The sequence below is a fragment of the Vibrio sp. 10N.222.52.C3 genome, assembly GCF_041474195.1.
Taxonomy (GTDB): domain Bacteria; phylum Pseudomonadota; class Gammaproteobacteria; order Enterobacterales; family Vibrionaceae; genus Vibrio; species Vibrio crassostreae_C.
On record NZ_JBFRTQ010000079.1, the window covers coordinates 17,533 to 35,850 of the forward strand.

At 45.8% G+C, this 18,318-nt stretch carries 16 protein-coding genes; 9 read left to right on the forward strand and 7 right to left on the reverse strand.

Translation table 11 applies throughout. From position 1 onward, the window contains the following. Nucleotides 1-162: 162 nt before the first annotated feature. The 5 genes from tpx to rarD form a co-directional block, all read right to left on the reverse strand. The gene (tpx, locus tag AB4517_RS12915) at nt 163-660 is read right to left on the reverse strand and encodes a thiol peroxidase (RefSeq protein ID WP_004736648.1); all 498 of its coding nucleotides are present in this window, start codon (nt 658-660) and stop codon (nt 163-165) included. Between the two features lie 784 nt (nt 661-1,444). Beyond that, a complete protein-coding gene (gene ggt, locus AB4517_RS12920) occupies nt 1,445-3,202 on the reverse strand; it encodes a gamma-glutamyltransferase (protein WP_372148454.1) in 1,758 nt (585 codons plus the stop codon). Nucleotides 3,203-3,293: 91 nt separating this feature from the next. After that, a complete protein-coding gene (locus AB4517_RS12925; protein ID WP_017061328.1) occupies nt 3,294-3,956 on the reverse strand; it encodes a LysE family translocator in 663 nt (220 codons plus the stop codon). Between the two features lie 98 nt (nt 3,957-4,054). Then, nucleotides 4,055-4,849 carry an AraC family transcriptional regulator gene (locus AB4517_RS12930; RefSeq protein ID WP_017065745.1) on the reverse strand — a complete coding sequence of 265 codons (795 nt, stop codon included), beginning with the start codon at nt 4,847-4,849 and terminating at the stop codon, nt 4,055-4,057. An 86-nt stretch (nt 4,850-4,935) separates the two neighbouring features. Continuing rightward, the gene (rarD, locus tag AB4517_RS12935) at nt 4,936-5,844 is read right to left on the reverse strand and encodes an EamA family transporter RarD (protein WP_017061330.1); all 909 of its coding nucleotides are present in this window, start codon (nt 5,842-5,844) and stop codon (nt 4,936-4,938) included. Nucleotides 5,845-6,023: 179 nt separating this feature from the next. Between rarD and recQ the strand changes: the two genes are divergently transcribed. The 3 genes from recQ (at nt 6,024) to AB4517_RS12950 (ending at nt 9,139) form a co-directional block, all read left to right on the forward strand. Further along, nucleotides 6,024-7,862: an ATP-dependent DNA helicase RecQ gene (gene recQ, locus AB4517_RS12940; protein ID WP_017065746.1), complete on the forward strand. Its 1,839-nt coding sequence runs from the start codon at nt 6,024-6,026 to the stop codon at nt 7,860-7,862. Between the two features lie 49 nt (nt 7,863-7,911). Next, the gene (locus AB4517_RS12945) at nt 7,912-8,223 is read left to right on the forward strand and encodes a DUF3630 family protein (protein ID WP_017061332.1); all 312 of its coding nucleotides are present in this window, start codon (nt 7,912-7,914) and stop codon (nt 8,221-8,223) included. A gap of 244 nt (nt 8,224-8,467) precedes the next feature. Beyond that, nucleotides 8,468-9,139, forward strand: coding sequence for a 7-cyano-7-deazaguanine/7-aminomethyl-7-deazaguanine transporter (locus AB4517_RS12950; protein ID WP_017061333.1), 672 nt, complete (start codon nt 8,468-8,470; stop codon nt 9,137-9,139). A gap of 101 nt (nt 9,140-9,240) precedes the next feature. On the opposite strand, the gene gppA is transcribed toward AB4517_RS12950, so the two are convergent. Continuing rightward, nucleotides 9,241-10,734, reverse strand: coding sequence for a guanosine-5'-triphosphate,3'-diphosphate diphosphatase (gppA, locus tag AB4517_RS12955; protein ID WP_017062980.1), 1,494 nt, complete (start codon nt 10,732-10,734; stop codon nt 9,241-9,243). 6 nt (nt 10,735-10,740) lie between these two features. Next, entirely contained in the window at nt 10,741-12,051 is a 1,311-nt protein-coding gene (rhlB, locus tag AB4517_RS12960; protein ID WP_017062979.1) for an ATP-dependent RNA helicase RhlB, read from the reverse strand. Between the two features lie 111 nt (nt 12,052-12,162). Between rhlB and trxA the strand changes: the two genes are divergently transcribed. The 6 genes from trxA to fre all read left to right on the forward strand — a co-directional run bounded on the left by trxA (nt 12,163) and on the right by fre (nt 17,995). Beyond that, complete coding sequence (trxA, locus tag AB4517_RS12965; protein WP_010440700.1) at nt 12,163-12,489, forward strand: thioredoxin TrxA; 327 nt, start codon at nt 12,163-12,165, stop codon at nt 12,487-12,489. Between the two features lie 200 nt (nt 12,490-12,689). Next, nucleotides 12,690-13,949, forward strand: a complete 1,260-nt coding sequence (gene rho, locus AB4517_RS12970; protein ID WP_017062978.1) for a transcription termination factor Rho — start codon at nt 12,690-12,692, stop codon at nt 13,947-13,949. Between the two features lie 110 nt (nt 13,950-14,059). After that, on the forward strand, nt 14,060-15,055 hold the full coding sequence (locus tag AB4517_RS12975; protein ID WP_017059249.1) for a hypothetical protein: 996 nt from the start codon (nt 14,060-14,062) through the stop codon (nt 15,053-15,055). 98 nt (nt 15,056-15,153) lie between these two features. Further along, nucleotides 15,154-16,995, forward strand: coding sequence for a 4-hydroxy-3-polyprenylbenzoate decarboxylase (gene ubiD, locus AB4517_RS12980; RefSeq protein ID WP_372112892.1), 1,842 nt, complete (start codon nt 15,154-15,156; stop codon nt 16,993-16,995). Further along, nucleotides 16,992-17,261 (forward strand): 2Fe-2S iron-sulfur cluster-binding protein, encoded by a 270-nt coding sequence (locus AB4517_RS12985; protein WP_008224727.1) that lies wholly within the window; start codon nt 16,992-16,994, stop codon nt 17,259-17,261. Before ubiD ends, AB4517_RS12985 begins: the two co-directional genes overlap by 4 nt. A 20-nt stretch (nt 17,262-17,281) precedes the next feature. Next, on the forward strand, nt 17,282-17,995 hold the full coding sequence (gene fre, locus AB4517_RS12990) for an NAD(P)H-flavin reductase (protein WP_017059251.1): 714 nt from the start codon (nt 17,282-17,284) through the stop codon (nt 17,993-17,995). Nucleotides 17,996-18,318 lie beyond the last annotated feature (323 nt).

Consider the following 18,318-nt stretch of genomic DNA (forward strand, 5'->3'; position numbering starts at 1 on the left):
TAATATCTAAAAAGCAGTTTGGTCTTTAAAAACCGTTCAGCATTCAAAAGTAATCCGCATTAAAAACAGAAAGAGCAGCCAATGGCTGCTCTTTTTTATTGCTCGAAACCAGTCTAAATAGGCAGGTTCCGAGCTTAAGGCATTCCTGCCTAGAAAGGAGACTTACAGTGCTGCAAGTGCCGCTTCGTAGTTTGGTTCTTCAGTGATCTCTGCAACCAACTCGCTGTGTGTTACCACACCTTTTTCATCAACAACGACAACTGCACGTGTTGTTAGGCTTGCTAGTGGGCCTTCAGCGATCGCTACGCCGTAGTCTGATGCGAATGCAGGAGAACGGAAAGTTGAAGCGTGTTGAACGCCTTCAATGCCTTCTAGTTCACAGAAGCGGCCCGCAGCAAACGGTAGGTCAGCAGAAATACAAACAACAACCGTGTTCTCAAGCTCTGCCGCTTTTGCGTTGAACGTACGTACGCTCGTTGCACAAGTTGCTGTGTCGATACTTGGGAAGATGTTTAGAACCACTTTCTTGCCTTCAAGAGAAGCAAGAGTCAGTTCAGAAAGGTCGCCTGCAGTTAGTGCAAAGCTTGGTGCTTGTTCGCCAGTTTGTGGGAATGTGCCTGTTAGTGGTACAGCAGCGCCTTTGAAGGTAACGTGTGACATGAATTTGTCCTTAGTTTAATTATGGTTATGAAACTAGTTGAGCCTAGTAAGACTTACGTTACTCGGAAGTGGTTAAGAAGTGAATGCTTTAAATGTCAGAATTGTAATTAAAGGTCTTTGATTTATTTGTTTGAGATAGGAATAAGTGAAACGACAGATAAAGAAAAACCCCGAGAGCTTGCGCTCATCGGGGTCTATAGTCTTACTCGCAGCAATCCGGCTACTAAGTGTGCTCCATGCATCAAATCCATGATAGTGTGCTGTTATCTTTCAGCGTATTCCTTTCGTCGCCTTCCTAGCGGTGTCCTTGATCTTATCCTGATCTGCCAACAATCCTCGTTAGCGCGCGTCACTTGTTCCTTGAGCGGTGTCCTTTACATCATCCTGATGTTCAGTCCTTTCCTCGTCCAGAGGTGTCCATTGTCTTTCCTTAGTAGCAACCATCCTAGTTACTATTGCGTCCATTCAATGTCCATTTCGCTATCCATGCCGATTATTCATCCTGAGTAATCGAATCTTCATCCTGAAGATAACCAAGTCCTTGGCGTTTCCTGTTCCGTGTCAGCATCCTTCCGACACCATTCATATTACCGATTCCTTATTTATCAGCAATGGTGCATAAGCGAATTTCTATATAATTATTTGAATGATAAATGTACGTATTGTTTAATTTCAATCGGTTACGGTTTGTGGGTGACTAATTTCGTCATCAAATATCGATATTTACTCACTGCCTTGTGAGAGATCTCGCACAAGGCTGCGAGTAAAAAGGGAGGATTATTCCCTATTGGCCAATAGCTGCACCTTCACGGCGAGGGTCTGCAGCACCTTCTAGACCATCTTTTGTGATGTGAATAGCGTGTAAACCCGAGTTAAGATCGCGAATGTTGACCTCAAATCCCATCTTTTCTAGCTCAGGTTTGAAGTTTTCCGCAGATGTTCCTTTTTCCAAATCTAAGGTTCCGAAACGGTTTAGGAAGTGCGGTTGGTTGATCGCTTGCTGGATATCCATGTCCCACTGGGTATGGGCAATAATAGCTTGTGCTACATAACCTATGATGCGGCTACCACCCGGAGAACCGATCGCCATATAAGGCTTATCGTCTTGCATGATAATGGTCGGCGCCATTGAAGAACGTGGACGCTTACCTGGTTCAAGTCGGTTCGCGATAGGCTTGCCATCGTTATGAGTCTTGAATGAGAAGTCGGTCAGTTCGTTGTTGAGTAGGAATCCTCTTACCATCAGGCGTGAGCCAAATGCGTTCTCGATGGTGGTGGTCATCGATACGACATTGCCATCACTATCGACAATGTTGAAGTGGCTGGTGGACGGCAACTCAATAGAAACATCTTGGCTTCTCTGCATCGCATGATCCCACGGTGGGGTGCCTGAAGGTGCGCTGTCTAATGCCTTACCTGCGGTAATTAACTGAGCACGCTCCTGCAAATAGTCAGTATTCACTAACCCTTGGGTTGGCATAGGCACATAATCTTGGTCTGCCATGTACATACCACGGTCTGCAAAGGCTAAGCGAGAAGCGTCTGCTAACACTTGCCAAGATTTTGCGTCGTTTGGCCCCCATGATTTGAGGTCAAACTGCTCAGTCATTGCAAGGATTTGTCCAACCGTTAACGCACCAGAGCTTGGTGGCCCCATTCCGCAAATATCGTAGCTTTCATAAGCAGAACAAACCGGTTCGCGCTGCTTGATCGAATAGGCGTCGAAATCTTTCTGTGCCAATACGCCCGGGTTACCTTTCGCTGTTTGTACTGTGTTAATGATGTCGGCAGAAATCTCACCTTGGTAGAAAGCTTTAGCACCATCCTTCGAGATAGCGTGTAACGTTGCCGCGTATTCAGGGTTCTTAAGTTGCGTGCCAGCGGCTTTCGGGCTGCCATCGGCATTGAAGAAGTAGGCTTTAGTTGTCGCAAAGCGGCTCAGACGTTCTTGGTCGTTTTCGATCAAGGTGGCTAAACGTGGGCTGATAGTAAAACCTTCTTCAGCTAACTGAGCGATAGGTTTAATCAGTGATGCCCATTCGAGCTTGCCGTATTTCTGGTGAGTGTCCCACAGCAATTGCACCGTGCCCGGCGTGGCAACAGAACGACCGCCAACCACGGCATCATAGAATTTAAGCGGTTGTCCGTTTTCGTCTTGGAATAGACGTGGGGTGGCATCAAGTGGCGCAGTTTCACGGCCATCGTAGGTCTTGAGCTGTTTGTCTTTGCCATCAAAATAGACAAGGAACGCGCCGCCACCAATACCTGATGACTGAGGTTCCACTAAGCCAAGCATAAGCTGCACGGCAACCATGGCGTCAATTGCGTTACCACCACGGGCAAGTACATCAGCACCGGCTTGTGTTGCAAGAGGGTTGGCTGCGGTGACCATCCAATCGTTGGCTTTAACGAGTTGTTTGGTTTCTAAACCACTACTTTGTTCGGGTGCGACGGAATCGGCAGCTTGATTTGCCCAACTGACGTGAGAGGCAAAAAGTAGGGTAGAAGTGGCGAGGGTTGTTAGTTTTGTTTTCCACTGCATGATCTTCTCCTTTTAATATGCAGAGCTAGATTGGCAGCGGAAAGATTAGATAGCCAGTGCGTTGTTAACGAATTGTAATCTTGATTCGAATTTAAGCGATTAAACCGGACAGCGACTGCCAAAGAATACTCGCGCCAATCAGGCTGAATACCACGCCACATAAGCCATCGATGTATACCGTTGCTTCGCTAAGTTTCTTCTGTAGAGCCTTAGTCGAAAGCATCCACGCCAGTAGTGAAAACCAAAACAGAGACAGACCAAACAAGATAATAAGCGCAAAGCCTTTACCTGATAGAGACATGTCGGCAGGCACTAAGCTCGACATCAAGCTAATAAAGAACACCAAAGCTTTTGGGTTGAGAATATTGGTCGCAAACCCTTTCGAAAATGCCTGACGCTTGTTGGTCAGAATCAGATCTTTGGCATTGACGGTATCGTCGTCATCGTCGTGGTTCTGAATGATTTGCCAGGTTGCTTTAAGTGCACCGTAGCCTAAGTACAGCAAGTAGCTACCGCCAGCCAACTGGATAATGGCAAATAGGGTTGGTTGCTGGTGGACTAGGTAACTGATTCCCGTCAGGCTGAGCAACGAATGCAGTAAGATCCCGCAAGATAAACCAAGCGCGATGTACAAGCCTGTTTGTCTGCCGTGGCGTGTCGCATTTTGCACGACTAACGCAAAGTCAGGGCCGGGGCTCATCAAAGCGATGAAATGGATAGAGGCGAGGGTGATCAGTATGGTGACTTCGTTCATGTCAGTTCTCAATAACGTTGCCGCTATTATTAAATAAGTAATCGTATTGAGCGTAGCTTACCGCGATTTGAAATCGAGCAATTGTAAATTATCAACACTTAGTTGATTTGTGAGGGTGGTACGCCGAATGTGGTTTTGAATGCCTTGGAGAAGTGTGCTTGATCATAGAAGCCTACTTGGTGCGCGACTTTAGTACCACAGATCCCAGATTTAATCAGGCGCATGCTCTGTTCCATACGTAAACGGCTCAGCCACGCGTAAGGGGTGATGCCCATTCTGTTCTTAAAGTGGCGTTGGAATTGAGTTGTGGTTAAGCCGCACAGCTCAGACAGTTGTTCCAATCGCACTGGCTGGTCCAAATTCGCCATCAAATAGTCTTTGAGTGTATTAATCGATTGATTACCCAGTTTGATGTCACTCTTCGATCCAAATTTTGCATAACGATCGACAATCGTTGAGAACCCCTCGAATGGTAAGCAATCTTGAGCGAGTTGGCTGATGCTTTGATTGATTAACAGGCCGTGTAAGTTGCGTAATTGTAAAAACGCAGCTTGATCGGAGAGGATCAACTCAGAAAAGCCTAATGTGTGACCATTTTGCTTGGGATCGGCAAGATCTTGAAACCATTGAGGAGAAACTGCAAACACACTGACTTGATAACCTGAATCGAGTTTGGAGTGCCCATCATGCAGCTCATCAGGTGGCATGATAACCACTTGGCCTGCACCGACATGGTGGCTCGCCCCTTTGTAGGCGAACTTTTGCTGCCCTTGGGTAATTAAGCCGATGTGAAAGTCCAAATGATAGTGGCGTTGAAAGGCAAACTCTTGGTATTGAGCTTGGATCAGGCTGATATCTTCTGTTGGGGTAGAGTAGTAGTGGACTTTATCCATGGTACAAAAAAGCTTGGTCAAATAGTCATCAATTCAACCAAGCTTATCTGCGTATTAAGGGATTGTCTTGTAAAAAACGATCAATATCACTGTTTCGCGCGTTTGTTCTTCTTGTTGTTACGCAGGCCATCAAAGCTGAAAATAACCAGTGCCCCCCATATGAAAGCAAAGGTGATTGCTTTATCTGAGGTAAAGGCTTCACCGTAAATCAGAACCGCCAGTAAGAACATCAAGCTTGGACCTATGTACTGGAAAAAACCGAGTGTCGATAGCTTCAAGCGAGTTGCAGCGCCAGTAAAACACAGCAATGGAACCGTGGTGATCACACCGGCAGCAACCAGTAATAGGTTGAGTTGCATCGGGTTCATCGATAAGTTTGAGGTCGGGCTATCGGCAATAAACAGTAAGTAGGTTGCGGCGAGAGGCAGCATCACCAGAGTTTCAATGAACAGACCCGTTTGTGCTTCTAAGCTGACTTTCTTACGCAGCAAGCCATAAAAGCCAAAGCTAAAGGCTAGGGCAATGGCGACGATCGGTACTGAGCCGAAGGCAATTAATTGGATTAATACGCCAATCGCAGCAAGAGCCACAGCAAACCATTGCAGCTTACGTAAGCGTTCGCCGAGGAAGAGCATCCCAAGTAACACGTTAATCAGAGGGTTGATGTAATACCCCAAACTGGCATCGAGCATGTGATTGGAATTCACCGCCCAGATAAAGATCAGCCAGTTAGCACCCACCAAAATAGACGTCGCTACCAAATAGAGCATTTTTGGTTTTGAGGTCAAGGTGTCGCGGACTTTACGCCAGCTGCGGCCAATGTGCAGTAAGAAAGCGAGTAGGAAAAAAGACCATACTACACGGTGGCTGAGGATCTCTAACGGGGAAACGTCACTTAAAGATTTGAAATATATAGGGGCGATACCCCACATTGTGTAAGCGCCGACGGCAAGCAAAACTCCTTGGCGCGTACGTTGTTGTTCTTCCTGTGTCATGCATCTTTCTCTAGCACTGAGTGCTTATTAATAAGATTTATAAGAGAGTTGGTCAGTATAGGAGCGATAACCCTTTTCACCTAACAATTTGCGGTTTAATTCGCCAGCGTTCCCCTCTACAATGTGCGACTTGCTTGCCGAAGATGCTTGCTGATTTCATACCTCGATTAGGAACCACAATGACCGCCACTCTGATTGCTGAGCAAATACCAACTCCCGCGAATGATGCGCAAACCATCTTGCAAGATGTGTTCGGCTATCAAAGCTTTCGCGATGGTCAGCAAGAGGTCATTGATTTGGCCGTTGAAGGCAAAGACAGCTTGGTGATTATGCCAACCGGTGGTGGTAAATCTCTGTGTTACCAAATTCCGGCTTTGGTTCGTGAAGGGCTGACTCTGGTTATCTCACCGCTGATCTCGTTGATGAAAGACCAAGTCGACCAATTGAAGGCCAATGGTGTTGCCGCTGAGTGTATTAACTCTTCAATGCCACGTGACCAATTGCTGAATGTGTTCAATCGTATGAACTCAGGTCAGCTGAAAATGGTGTATGTGTCACCAGAGCGTGTGTTGATGCGTGATTTTATCGAGCGTCTTCAAGGTTTACCGCTTTCGATGATTGCAGTCGATGAAGCGCACTGTATCTCTCAATGGGGTCACGACTTCCGCCCTGAATACGCATCATTAGGTCAGCTTAAACAGTATTTCCCGCATGTGCCTTACATGGCGCTCACAGCAACCGCTGATGATGCGACGCGCAAAGATATTATCTCGCGCTTACAGCTCCTGGACCCGCATACTTACTTAGGCAGCTTTGATCGCCCTAATATTCGCTACAACTTGGTTGAGAAGCACAAACCCGTGTCACAGGTGGTTCGCTACCTAGAAACACAAAAGGGCAATTGCGGCATCATCTACTGTGGTAGCCGTAAGAAAGTGGAGATGGTGACCGAGAAGCTGTGCAATAACGGTATTCGCGCCGCGGGTTATCACGCTGGTATGGACACCGATGAGCGTGCTTACGTTCAAGAAGCCTTTCAACGCGATGATATTCAGATCGTGGTCGCGACTGTGGCTTTCGGTATGGGCATCAACAAACCCAACGTACGTTTCGTGGTGCACTTTGATATCCCACGTAATATCGAGTCTTACTATCAAGAGACAGGCCGTGCAGGTCGTGATGGTTTGCCTGCTGAAGCGATGATGTTGTTTGACCCGGCTGATATGGGTTGGCTGCGTCGTATGCTAGATGAGAAAGAAGAAGGCCCACAGAAACAAGTTGAGATGCACAAGCTGAATGCGATGAGTGCCTTTGCTGAAGCGCAAACGTGTCGTCGTCAGGTTCTGCTTAACTATTTTGGCGAATATCGCGAGAAGCAATGTGGCAACTGCGATATCTGCTTAGATCCACCAAAACACTTTGACGCGACTCAAGAAGCACAGAAGGCGTTGTCTTGTGTGTACCGTGTGAATCAGTCATTTGGTATGGGCTACGTGGTCGAAGTAATGCGAGGCATGCAGAACATCCGTGTCCGCGATAATGGTCACGATAAGCTATCTACCTACGGTATTGGCCGCGATCACAGTCATGATTACTGGATCAGTATCTTCCGTCAGCTGATTCATAAAGGCTTGCTGTTCCAGAACATCACTCGTAACTCAACTTTACAGCTAACAGAAGAAGCCCGCCCGCTGCTGCGCGGTGAGATGTCTTTGGAATTGGCTGTTCCTCGTTTAGATACAGCGGTGCGTAATGCTAAGTCCGATAAGTTAAGCAGCAAGAATTACGATAAGAAGCTGTTTGCGAAACTGCGTAAGCTGCGTAAGTCGATTGCTGATGAAGATGGCTTGCCACCATATGTGGTATTCAGTGACGCGACCTTGATTGATATGGCTGAAATACTACCTACTTCATACGGAGAAATGCTGGCAGTCAACGGTGTCGGTCAACGTAAACTGGATAAGTACGCAGACCCATTCCTAGATCTGATTCAAGAACACATCACCACACACGGCTAGTTTGCAAGAAACGTCTAACTAATAGAAAAAGAATAAGGTTAATAGGGACATGACAACACAAACAGAATTTGGCTTAAGAGAGTATCTGGCTGAGGAAGGGCGTTTATTGATTACGTCTCCAAGTTTTGATTTTGATTCTTATGAAGTGTTAGGTGAAAAGCTGGTGGCATTGCTGTCAGCGTCTGTTGTTGAAAAACAATGGGACGCCGATATGCACTCTTGGTTGATTGATTTTGAAGATTGTCGAATGTTCTTAAAGTCTGAGCATTACAGTGAATCAATTTGGTTTGAGTCGTTAAACGCGGAAGAAAGCCGAGAAGAGTTTGATTATCTCGCGACGCTTTTCAAGCGCGGTTTTTAACTTTAGGCATAGCTTCTAAAGCACAGCTTCTAGCGCTATTCACCAATAAAAGTGAGGATAAACGTTTGCGTTTGTTCTCACCATTGCAGCCAATATTGATTAATGTATAATCGCCCGCCGCTCAATAGAGCAAATTATAGAAACATTTTTAATTCACATTATTGGTAAGAGCTTTCTTGGATTATTCGAAGAAATGACTCGATTTGGGTTCCCTCACCCCCAAACCAAACTAAAAAGGTACAGCATGAGTAACTTTACCCCTGCGCAACAGCGCAAAGCCCTAGCACTATTAGTTTTGTTCCATTTGGTGATTATTGCGTCAAGCAACTATCTGGTTCAGCTACCTTTTACCGTCTTCGGTATGCACACCACTTGGGGTGCTTTCACTTTCCCGTTTATCTTCCTAGCGACCGATCTGACCGTACGCATTTTTGGCGCGCAGCTTGCCCGTAAAATTATTTTCTTAGTGATGTTACCAGCGCTGGCCGTTTCTTATTTCTTGTCAGTGGTGTTCTTTGAAGGTTCATTCCAAGGCTTTAGCCAATTAGGTGAGTTCAACTTGTTTGTTGCTCGTATCGCCGCGGCGAGCTTCATGGCTTATTTACTGGGTCAGATCTTAGATGTGCATGTTTTCAACCGTCTGCGTCAGCTTAAACAGTGGTGGGTTGCCCCAACATGTTCAACGCTATTCGGTAATGCCATTGATACCATCGCTTTCTTTGCGATTGCTTTCTATCAAAGCCCAGATCCATTTATGGCCGAGCATTGGACTGAGATTGCTTTAGTCGATTACGGATTCAAACTTATCATCAGCCTAGGCTTGTTCGTGCCTATGTACGGCGTGCTTCTTAACTACATTGTTAGAAAGCTAACCGCAGTGAACCCTGACTTTAAAGCGACAGGCGTGAACGCTTAAGTTTGAGATTTGTAACACAAAGCATTAATGCAGCGATAAGAAAAAGCCCAAGTTAGTCTATTAACTTGGGCTTTTTTAATTTCTAGCGTCAGATACTAATATCAGAGGCATTTAATATTCAATGGCCAGCCAATATCGGTTTGTCTATTCGACTCGATCTCTAGCTCTGCAGCGGTCAGCGGATTGTCAGCTAACCATTGCTTAGAAAGCGTTAGGGTTAGATTGTTGTCATTCGTCGTCAGTTTGAACTCAGGCTCTAGCGCTGGGTTACGACGGTGGGTCAGCAAAATAGCTAAACGCAGAATACGTAAAATACGCTTGCTACTGGTTCCTGAGATAGCGTGTTGCTCTGGTAATGAGGTTAACTGTTCACGGTAGCGACGAGTTAACTCACCCAAGTAGTGCTTTTGCGCTCGAGTAAAGCCAGGTAGGTCTAAGTTCTGCAGCAGATAAGCGCTGTGCTCACCGCCTTTTTTGAAATCGATGGTTAAACCAATCTCGTGAAGCTTAGCTGCCGTTTGCAATAGCACACCAGCTTGAGGTTCTGAAACCCACGCTTCGGCGCCCGCTTGGTCTAGCAGCGTTTGTGCGACTACTGCTACTTGTTCACCGTAGCTTACGTCCATTTGGTAGCGTGATTGAACACTCTTAATGGTACGCGCTCGGATATCTTCTTGGCGTAGCTCATCAACCATCTCGTAGGCTAGGCCTTCACGGAGTGCGCCGCCTGCGAGTGTCATTGAATCTATTTCAAGCAGCTCAAAAATAGCAATAAGAATAGAAAGGCCACTCGGGAACACTAATGCGCGTTCAAGGGTAAGTCCTTCGATTTCTAGCTCTTCCAAGCGCTCAGTAATCATCGCTTGTTTCTGTAGACGCTTAAGTTTGGCATGAGTAATCACTTCATCCATGCCTTGCGCCAACATGATCTCTTGCAGTGCTTGAACGGTACCGCTGGCGCCCACACACACATCCCATCCGATATCAGTGTAGCTATCTAGGATAGGAGCCAACGTCGACTTCGCCGCTTCAATGGCGTTGTTAAAGTTGGTAGCGGTTAATTGGCGGTTTTTAAAGTGGCGCTCAAGCCAAGTAACACAGCCCATCTTTAGGCTGGTTAGGGCTTTCGCTGAGAAGCCTTCACCAATGATCATCTCGGTGCTTGCGCCACCAATATCAACAACCAGTCGGCGGCCGCTGCCACCAGAAGTGTGTGCTACGCCTTTATAGATAGTCGCAGCTTCTTCTTCTCCGGAGATAACATTGATGTCGTAACCAAGGATCTGGTTCGCTTTCTCTAGAAATATATCCACATTGATAGCAGTACGTAGGGTCGCTGTACCGACAATGCGGATATTTTCTTTCGGAATATCTTGAAGTCGCTCTGCAAAGAGACTCAAACAGTCCCAACCGCGCTGCATGGCTTCTGTACTAAGCGCATTATTTTCATCTAAGCCTGCAGCTAAACGCACTTTGCGCTTAATTTTAGCCATGGTTTGTACGCTGCCATCGATATGACGCACAACGAGCATATGAAAACTGTTCGACCCGAGGTCGATTGCAGCGTAAAGCGGGGGTGACACTGTTTGACTCATAAGCGACTAAGCTTCCTTGTTATGACGCGGTTGGCGTGGGCGACGGTTCTGGTTTGGTTTACGGTTCCCGTTGCGTGGGCCATTGTTGTTTGAGCGGCGTTGTTGCGGGTTACGTGTACGTAAGCGCAATGGTGCTGGTAGATCTTCTAGCAGTGCAGAAGCATCGTAGTCAGACACAGGGATCGCGTGCTCAATGTATTCTTCGATTGGTGGCAAGTTGATTGCGTAATCTTCACAAGCAAAGCTGATCGAGTGACCACTTGCACCAGCACGACCTGTACGGCCGATACGGTGAACGTAATCTTCACAGTCATCAGGTAGGTCGAAGTTGAATACGTGTGTTACTTGAGGAATGTGTAGACCACGTGCTGCAACGTCGGTTGCGACAAGCAGGTCAACATCACCTTTAGTGAATTGCTCAAGAATCTTTTCACGTTTCTTCTGAGGAACATCGCCAGTTAGCAGGCCAACACGGTGACCATCTGCAGCTAGGTGACCCCAAACAGACTCACATTTGTGCTTAGTGTTAGCGAAGATGATAGCGCGCTCTGGCCACTCTTCTTCAACTAGAGTCTGCAGCAGTGCCATTTTGTGTTCGTTTGATGGGTAGAACAGCTCTTCCTGAATGCGGTGACCTGTTTTACGCTCTGGCTCAACAACAACATGCTCTGGGTTGTGCATGTGTTCGAACGCTAGCTCTTGTACGCGGTAAGACAATGTCGCAGAGAACAGCATGTTCAGGCGATCTTTTGGCTCAGGCATACGGCGGAACAAGAAGCGGATGTCTTTGATGAAACCAAGATCGAACATGCGATCAGCTTCGTCAAGAACAACAGCTTGAATGTGGTTAAGGTTAAATACCTTCTGCTTGTAGAAATCGATGATGCGGCCAGTCGTACCAATTAAGATATCTGCGCCTTCTTCGATTTTACCTAGTTGCTTGTCGTAGCTTTCGCCACCGTAAGCAAGTGCTGCCTTGATACCTGTGCTTTCAACCAGAGAGTCAGCATCGTTGTAGATCTGAATCGCGAGTTCACGCGTTGGTGCCATAATAATCGCACGTGGCTGGTTAGGCTTACGCCCTTCATGCTCAGATGTTTTTAGCAGGTGGTTAAAAGTAGCAGTAAGAAACGCAAGCGTTTTACCAGTACCCGTTTGGGCCTGGCCTGCAATGTCTTGGCCGGTGAGCAGTACCGGGAGCGCCAAGGCTTGGATAGGGGTACAATAATCGAACCCTTTTTTCTCCAATCCTTCAATGACTTGCGGAAGTAAATCCAAGTCGGCGAACTTTTGCTCTGTGATATGCGTCTTTTTCATTGCTATAGAATATCAGCTTAAGCTTGCAATACGAAAGTAAATACATTCCAATAGGGCATCTATTTACTGGTTATCATCCAACCAGTTCTAAAAAATACATTGGAGTGGAAGATGAGTGATAAGATTTTGCAGCTAACTGATGACGGTTTTGATAACGATGTAATCAATGCTGCAGGCCCTGTTCTTGTTGATTTTTGGGCAGAATGGTGTGGTCCATGTAAAATGATTGCGCCGATTCTTGATGAAATCGCAGACGAGTACGAAGGCAAGCTCACAATCGGTAAATTAAATATCGACCAAAATGCTGGTACTCCACCAAAGTTTGGTATTCGCGGTATTCCAACGCTACTTCTTTTCAAAGATGGCGGCGTAGCAGCGACTAAAGTTGGTGCATTATCTAAAACTCAACTTAAAGAGTTCTTAGACGCTAACCTTTAATCAGGTCAGCATTTGAAAAGAAACCGTGCAGTTAACAAATGCGCGGTTTTGTTTTTTCTAAGCTATGGACTAGTCTTAGTTTTAGTGCTAATTTATCGCACGTTAATTGAACGAATTTCTCTTCTTGGTCGATCCTGTGACCAAATCCTTCTTAACTTAAGAAAACAGATCCTATTTTGACTAAACAAACTTCCACCACTATGAATCTTACTGAACTGAAGAACAGACCTGTGTCTGAGCTTGTTAAACTTAGCGAAAGCTTAGGTCTTGAAAATCAAGCTCGCCTAAGAAAACAAGACATTATCTTCTCCATCCTTAAAGCGCATGCAAAAAGTGGTGAAGACATCTTTGGTGATGGTGTTCTAGAAATTCTTCAAGACGGTTTTGGTTTCCTACGTAGCGCCGACAGTTCATACCTGGCTGGCCCAGATGATATCTACGTATCACCAAGCCAAATTCGTCGTTTTAACCTACGTACAGGTGACTCTATTGGCGGTAAAATCCGTCCACCTAAAGACGGTGAGCGTTACTTTGCACTGCTTAAAGTAAACACGGTTAACTACGACAAGCCAGACAACGCACGTAACAAGATTCTTTTCGAAAACCTTACTCCTCTTCACGCTAACGAACGTATGGTGATGGAAGCGGGTAATGGTGCGACTGAAGATATTACGGCTCGTATTCTTGACCTTGCATCTCCAATTGGTAAAGGTCAGCGTGGTCTGATTGTTGCTCCGCCTAAAGCGGGTAAGACAATGCTTCTGCAAAACATTGCTCAAAGCATTGCACGTAACCATCCTGAGTGTGAACTAATGGTTCTACTTATCGATGAGCGTCCAGAAGAAGTAACAGAAATGCAGCGTCTAGTTAAAGGCGAAGTAGTTGCTTCAACATTCGATGAGCCAGCATCTCGCCACGTACAAGTTGCAGAAATGGTTATCGAGAAAGCGAAGCGCCTTGTTGAACACAAGAAAGATGTAGTTATCCTACTGGATTCTATTACTCGTCTAGCTCGTGCTTACAACACTGTGATTCCTTCATCAGGTAAAGTTCTTACTGGTGGTGTTGATGCGAATGCTCTACATCGTCCAAAGCGTTTCTTCGGTGCGGCACGTAACGTAGAAGAAGGCGGTAGCTTAACGATCATCGCAACAGCACTGGTTGATACTGGTTCTAAGATGGATGAAGTTATCTACGAAGAATTCAAAGGTACAGGTAACATGGAACTGCACCTTAACCGTAAGATTGCTGAAAAACGCGTATTCCCAGCGATTGATTTCAACCGCTCTGGTACTCGTCGTGAAGAGCTTCTTACCAAGAACGATGAACTACAGAAGATGTGGATCCTGCGTAAGATTGTTCACCCAATGGGCGAAATCGACGCAATGGAATTCCTTATCGACAAGCTAGCAATGACGAAAACGAACGATGAGTTCTTTGACGCAATGCGTCGTCAGTAATATTGATTAGCTGATCGTATTTAATAAGCGCTGCCCTCGGGTGGCGCTTTTTATTTGCATTTTGTAGCGCCAGCTTGCAGAATGAGCAAAAGTGTTACAAGGACGTTAAAATGCAACATGGACTGTTGTCATCATTACTCCTGTCTACTTCACTGTTATTTTCACCGGTTGGTATGAGCTATGCCACCGAGATGTCTCCACTTACAGTAGAGTCTTGGCTTGAGAATGATCAAGTAAAACTGAAAACTGCTGAACTACTCGAGCTTGTCGTACGTGACGAAGTCAATTCGCTACGCTTTGCGCTTGAGCGCCTGACATTTCCCCAGCAAGAGGTGGCTCGCTACCAACTTTTGAAGAAGCTTGAACAGCAAAAAATCGTACTCACACCCAAGATGTCTATCTTCATTGAGCAGCAACTTGCTATCACGCCCACTTATCAAGTCTTAGAGCGTGGAGATGGCTATGAGTTTACGGTACCTGCCTTTAATTACCCTTCAATTGCTAATCGCCTTATTAAACAATGGCGTCAAGATCAGAAGACATTGGTGTTTGTGTTAGATGCAGAGAAACAGGAACTCGACCTAAAAGAGTGGTTATCTGGATCTGAACATCAAGTTCAAACGCGAGAAGCATTGCTCATTAGAGAGCTAGACAGTTTGTCTCCTGAAGCGGTTGATTACCTAACTAAGCAACTCACTGCATCTTCTATTGTTAGCTGGTTACCTTCTACTGAGGTGGTGGTTCGATTAGCGCAAGTGAGCGAAGACCCAGAGGTCTACAAAATTCTATGGCGAATGAAGGCCGATTATCATAGCCAAGCTGAGCTAGTCCGCCTTGCTGAAACCAAACAAACGTTCGCGCTTGAACAGGTTATGGCAGCGACTAAGAACCCGCGCTTGAAAGATGAAGCGATTACTTTGCTTACCAAGGTTAACCCATTATCAGAAGAGGTGAAGTTGTTCCTTGTCTCTAGGATGGCGATTGCTGATGAAGCGCCTTTAGTCGCGCGTGAACTCGCCAAACAAGGTCATACGCGATGGTTGCAAGATCTCGTCAATGATAACCCTCAGGTGAAGAGCTCTTTGATCGAGCAAGCATTACCGTAAAGTGGATTTTGCCTCTCAATAACCACACTAAAAAGGGGGATCTCAGCGTCACCCTTTTTGATATACTGAGCGCAGAATAATCAGCATGTAGAAGTCCTATGAGTTTTAAAGATTTACGTGATTTTATCGACCATCTTGAAAGTATTGGTCAGTTGAAACGCATTTCTCACCCAGTCGATCCAGACTATGAAATGACCGAGATTAGCGACCGTACTCTACGTGCTGGTGGCCCGGCTCTTTTGTTTGAAAACCCAATAGGCTATGACATACCTGTTTTAACCAATCTATTTGGTACACCTAATCGTGTGGCTATTGGTATGGGTCGTCAGGAAGTGAAAGAACTGCGTGAAGTGGGTAAGTTGTTAGCTTATCTAAAGGAACCTGAGCCACCAAAAGGCTTTAAAGATGCTCTTGATAAACTGCCGGTGTTTAAGCAAGTCTTAAATATGCCAGCTAAACGTCTTCGTAAAGCGGCATGCCAACAAGTGATATGGCAGGGTGATGACGTCGACCTAGATAAAATCCCCGTGATGAGCTGTTGGGCCGACGATGTCGCGCCATTGCTAACATGGGGATTAACGGTTACTCGCGGTCCTAATAAGAAACGCCAAAACTTAGGCATCTATCGCCAGCAAAAAATCGGCAAGAATAAAGTCATTATGCGTTGGTTAGCCCACCGTGGCGGAGCGCTTGATCTGCGTGATTGGATGGAAACTAACCCAGGTAAACCATTCCCAGTTTCTGTAGCGTTTGGAGCAGACCCTGCCACTATTCTTGGTGCGGTTACGCCAGTGCCGGATACTTTATCGGAATACGCGTTTGCAGGCTTACTACGCGGTAGTAAAACTGAGGTTGTTAAATCAATCAGCAATGATTTAGACGTTCCTGCAAGTGCGGAAATCGTGATGGAAGGTTACATCGACCCGAATGAGTTCGCGGACGAAGGGCCTTACGGAGATCATACTGGTTACTACAACGAGAAAGAAAAGCACCATGTGTTCACTGTTACTCATGTAACCATGCGCGAAAACCCTATCTATCACAGCACCTATACTGGCCGTCCACCTGATGAGCCTGCGGTATTGGGTGTTGCGTTAAATGAAGTGTTTGTTCCTATTCTTCAAAAGCAGTTCCCAGAGATTGAAGATTTCTATCTACCGCCTGAAGGTTGTTCATACCGAATGGCAGTAGTAACCATGAAGAAGCAATACCCAGGTCACGCTAAGCGAGTGATGATGGGTGTATGGTCTTTCTTACGCCAATTCATGTACACCAAGTTTGTATTGGTGTGCGATGAAGATGTAAATGCACGAGACTGGTCTCAAGTGACCGCTGCTATGTGTGAACATATGGATCCGTCACGCGATAGCTTGATGATAGAGCACACGCCAATCGATTCATTGGATTTTGCATCACCCGTGGTTGGGTTAGGTTCTAAGATGGGTCTAGATATTACTAAGAAGTGGGACGCAGAGTTAGCGTTATCGCCAGATGTCCAAACAGCACCTGTAAATAGTGAACATATTGAGGGTAGCTTGGCTGAGTTAACCAAGGTTCATCCTGAAATTATTGATGTTCACCTGCAAAACGACAATGCCAGCATGGTTGTGGTGTCTATTGATAAGCAAGCTGCCGGTAATGGTAAGAAAATCATGGAAGCGGTTTGGTCTCAATTTGATGAGAACAAGTTTGTTATCGTGTGTGATGGCGATGTCAATGTGAGTGATTGGAATGACATCATTTGGGCTGTAACGACAAGAATGGATCCGGCGAGAGATACGTTATTCCTGCAGAACGAAACTGGACACTCAAAAATGGGTCTCGATGCGACCAATAAGTGGGAAGGTGAATGCCTGCGTGAGTGGGGTGTACCAATCACAAAAGATCCTGATGTTGTGAAAAAGATTGATAGCATCTGGGAACAGCTAGGAATTTCATGAGCTACCAAGTAGTCTTATACCCAGAAAACATCAGTTTCACAGTAGAAAAAGGGCAAACGGTCTTGGATGCTGCGCTCAACAGCGATATCTATTTCCCAAACCGTTGCCAAGTTGGCGCATGCGCAATGTGTATGTGCAAAAAATTAGAAGGGCAAGTGAGTTACCACCTTGAACCCATGCTCACAGAGAAAGAGCAGCAACAAGGCTGGATTTTTGCTTGCCAAGCATTTGCAGAAAGTAATTTAGTTCTAACCTTTGCCGATTAAGGGTTAGTAAGAGGAAGAACATGACTATTAAATGTAAAGTGAAGTCTATCGAGCCTTTGGCTTGTAATACTTACCAAATCCTACTTCACCCAGAAACACCGGTCGCTTTTAAAGCGGGCCAGTACCTGATGGTTGAAATGGGCGAGAAAGATAAGCGCCCATTCTCTATCGCAAGTAGCCCTTGCCGCCACGAAGGTGAGCTTGAGCTGCACATTGGTGCTGCCGAGCACAACGCTTACGCACTAGAAGTGGTTGAAGCGATGAAGAAGGCACAAGCTGAAGATGGCGATATTGCGATTGATGCTCCACACGGAGATGCTTGGATCAAAGAAGAAAGCGATCGCCCTCTATTACTTATTGCTGGTGGCACGGGTTTCAGCTACGTGCGCTCTATTCTTGATCACTGCATCGCGCAAAATAGCTCGAAAGAGATCTACCTATACTGGGGCGCAAAAGATGAGTGCCAGTTATATGCTAAAGAAGAGTTGGTTGGCATTGCAGAAAAGCATAGCAATGTGCACTTTGTACCGGTAGTAGAAGAAGCACCGGAAGTTTGGCATGGCCAAACAGGTAATGTGCTTGAGGCTGTTATGCAAAGTTTCGAATCATTAGCTGATTTCGATATCTATATTGCAGGTCGTTTTGAAATGGCGGGCGCTGCAAGAGACCTATTTACTCAGAATAAAGAAGCAAAGCGTGACCATATGTACGCTGATGCTTACGCATTTATCTAACAATACCCTTAGATTTTGAGCAAAAAGAGAGCAGAAATGCTCTCTTTTTTACGTTTAGGTGAACTATTAGGCAGTTAACCCCTATTTATTCATTTTTCATGAAAAAGTAGTTGCTAAGCTGAGAGGGTTCCCTATAATGCGACACCACTGAGACGGCAGACGCCACAAGGCTTCAGCAAGAATCAGTAAGACGGAAAGCGACAAAAAATTAATTTTCAAAAAGTGTTTGACACTGAATGTTAATTCGCTAGAATGGCCGTCCACTTCGAGAGGCTCCTTACTTAAAAGGAACGCTCAAGAAGTTAAGCTCTTTAACAATTTAA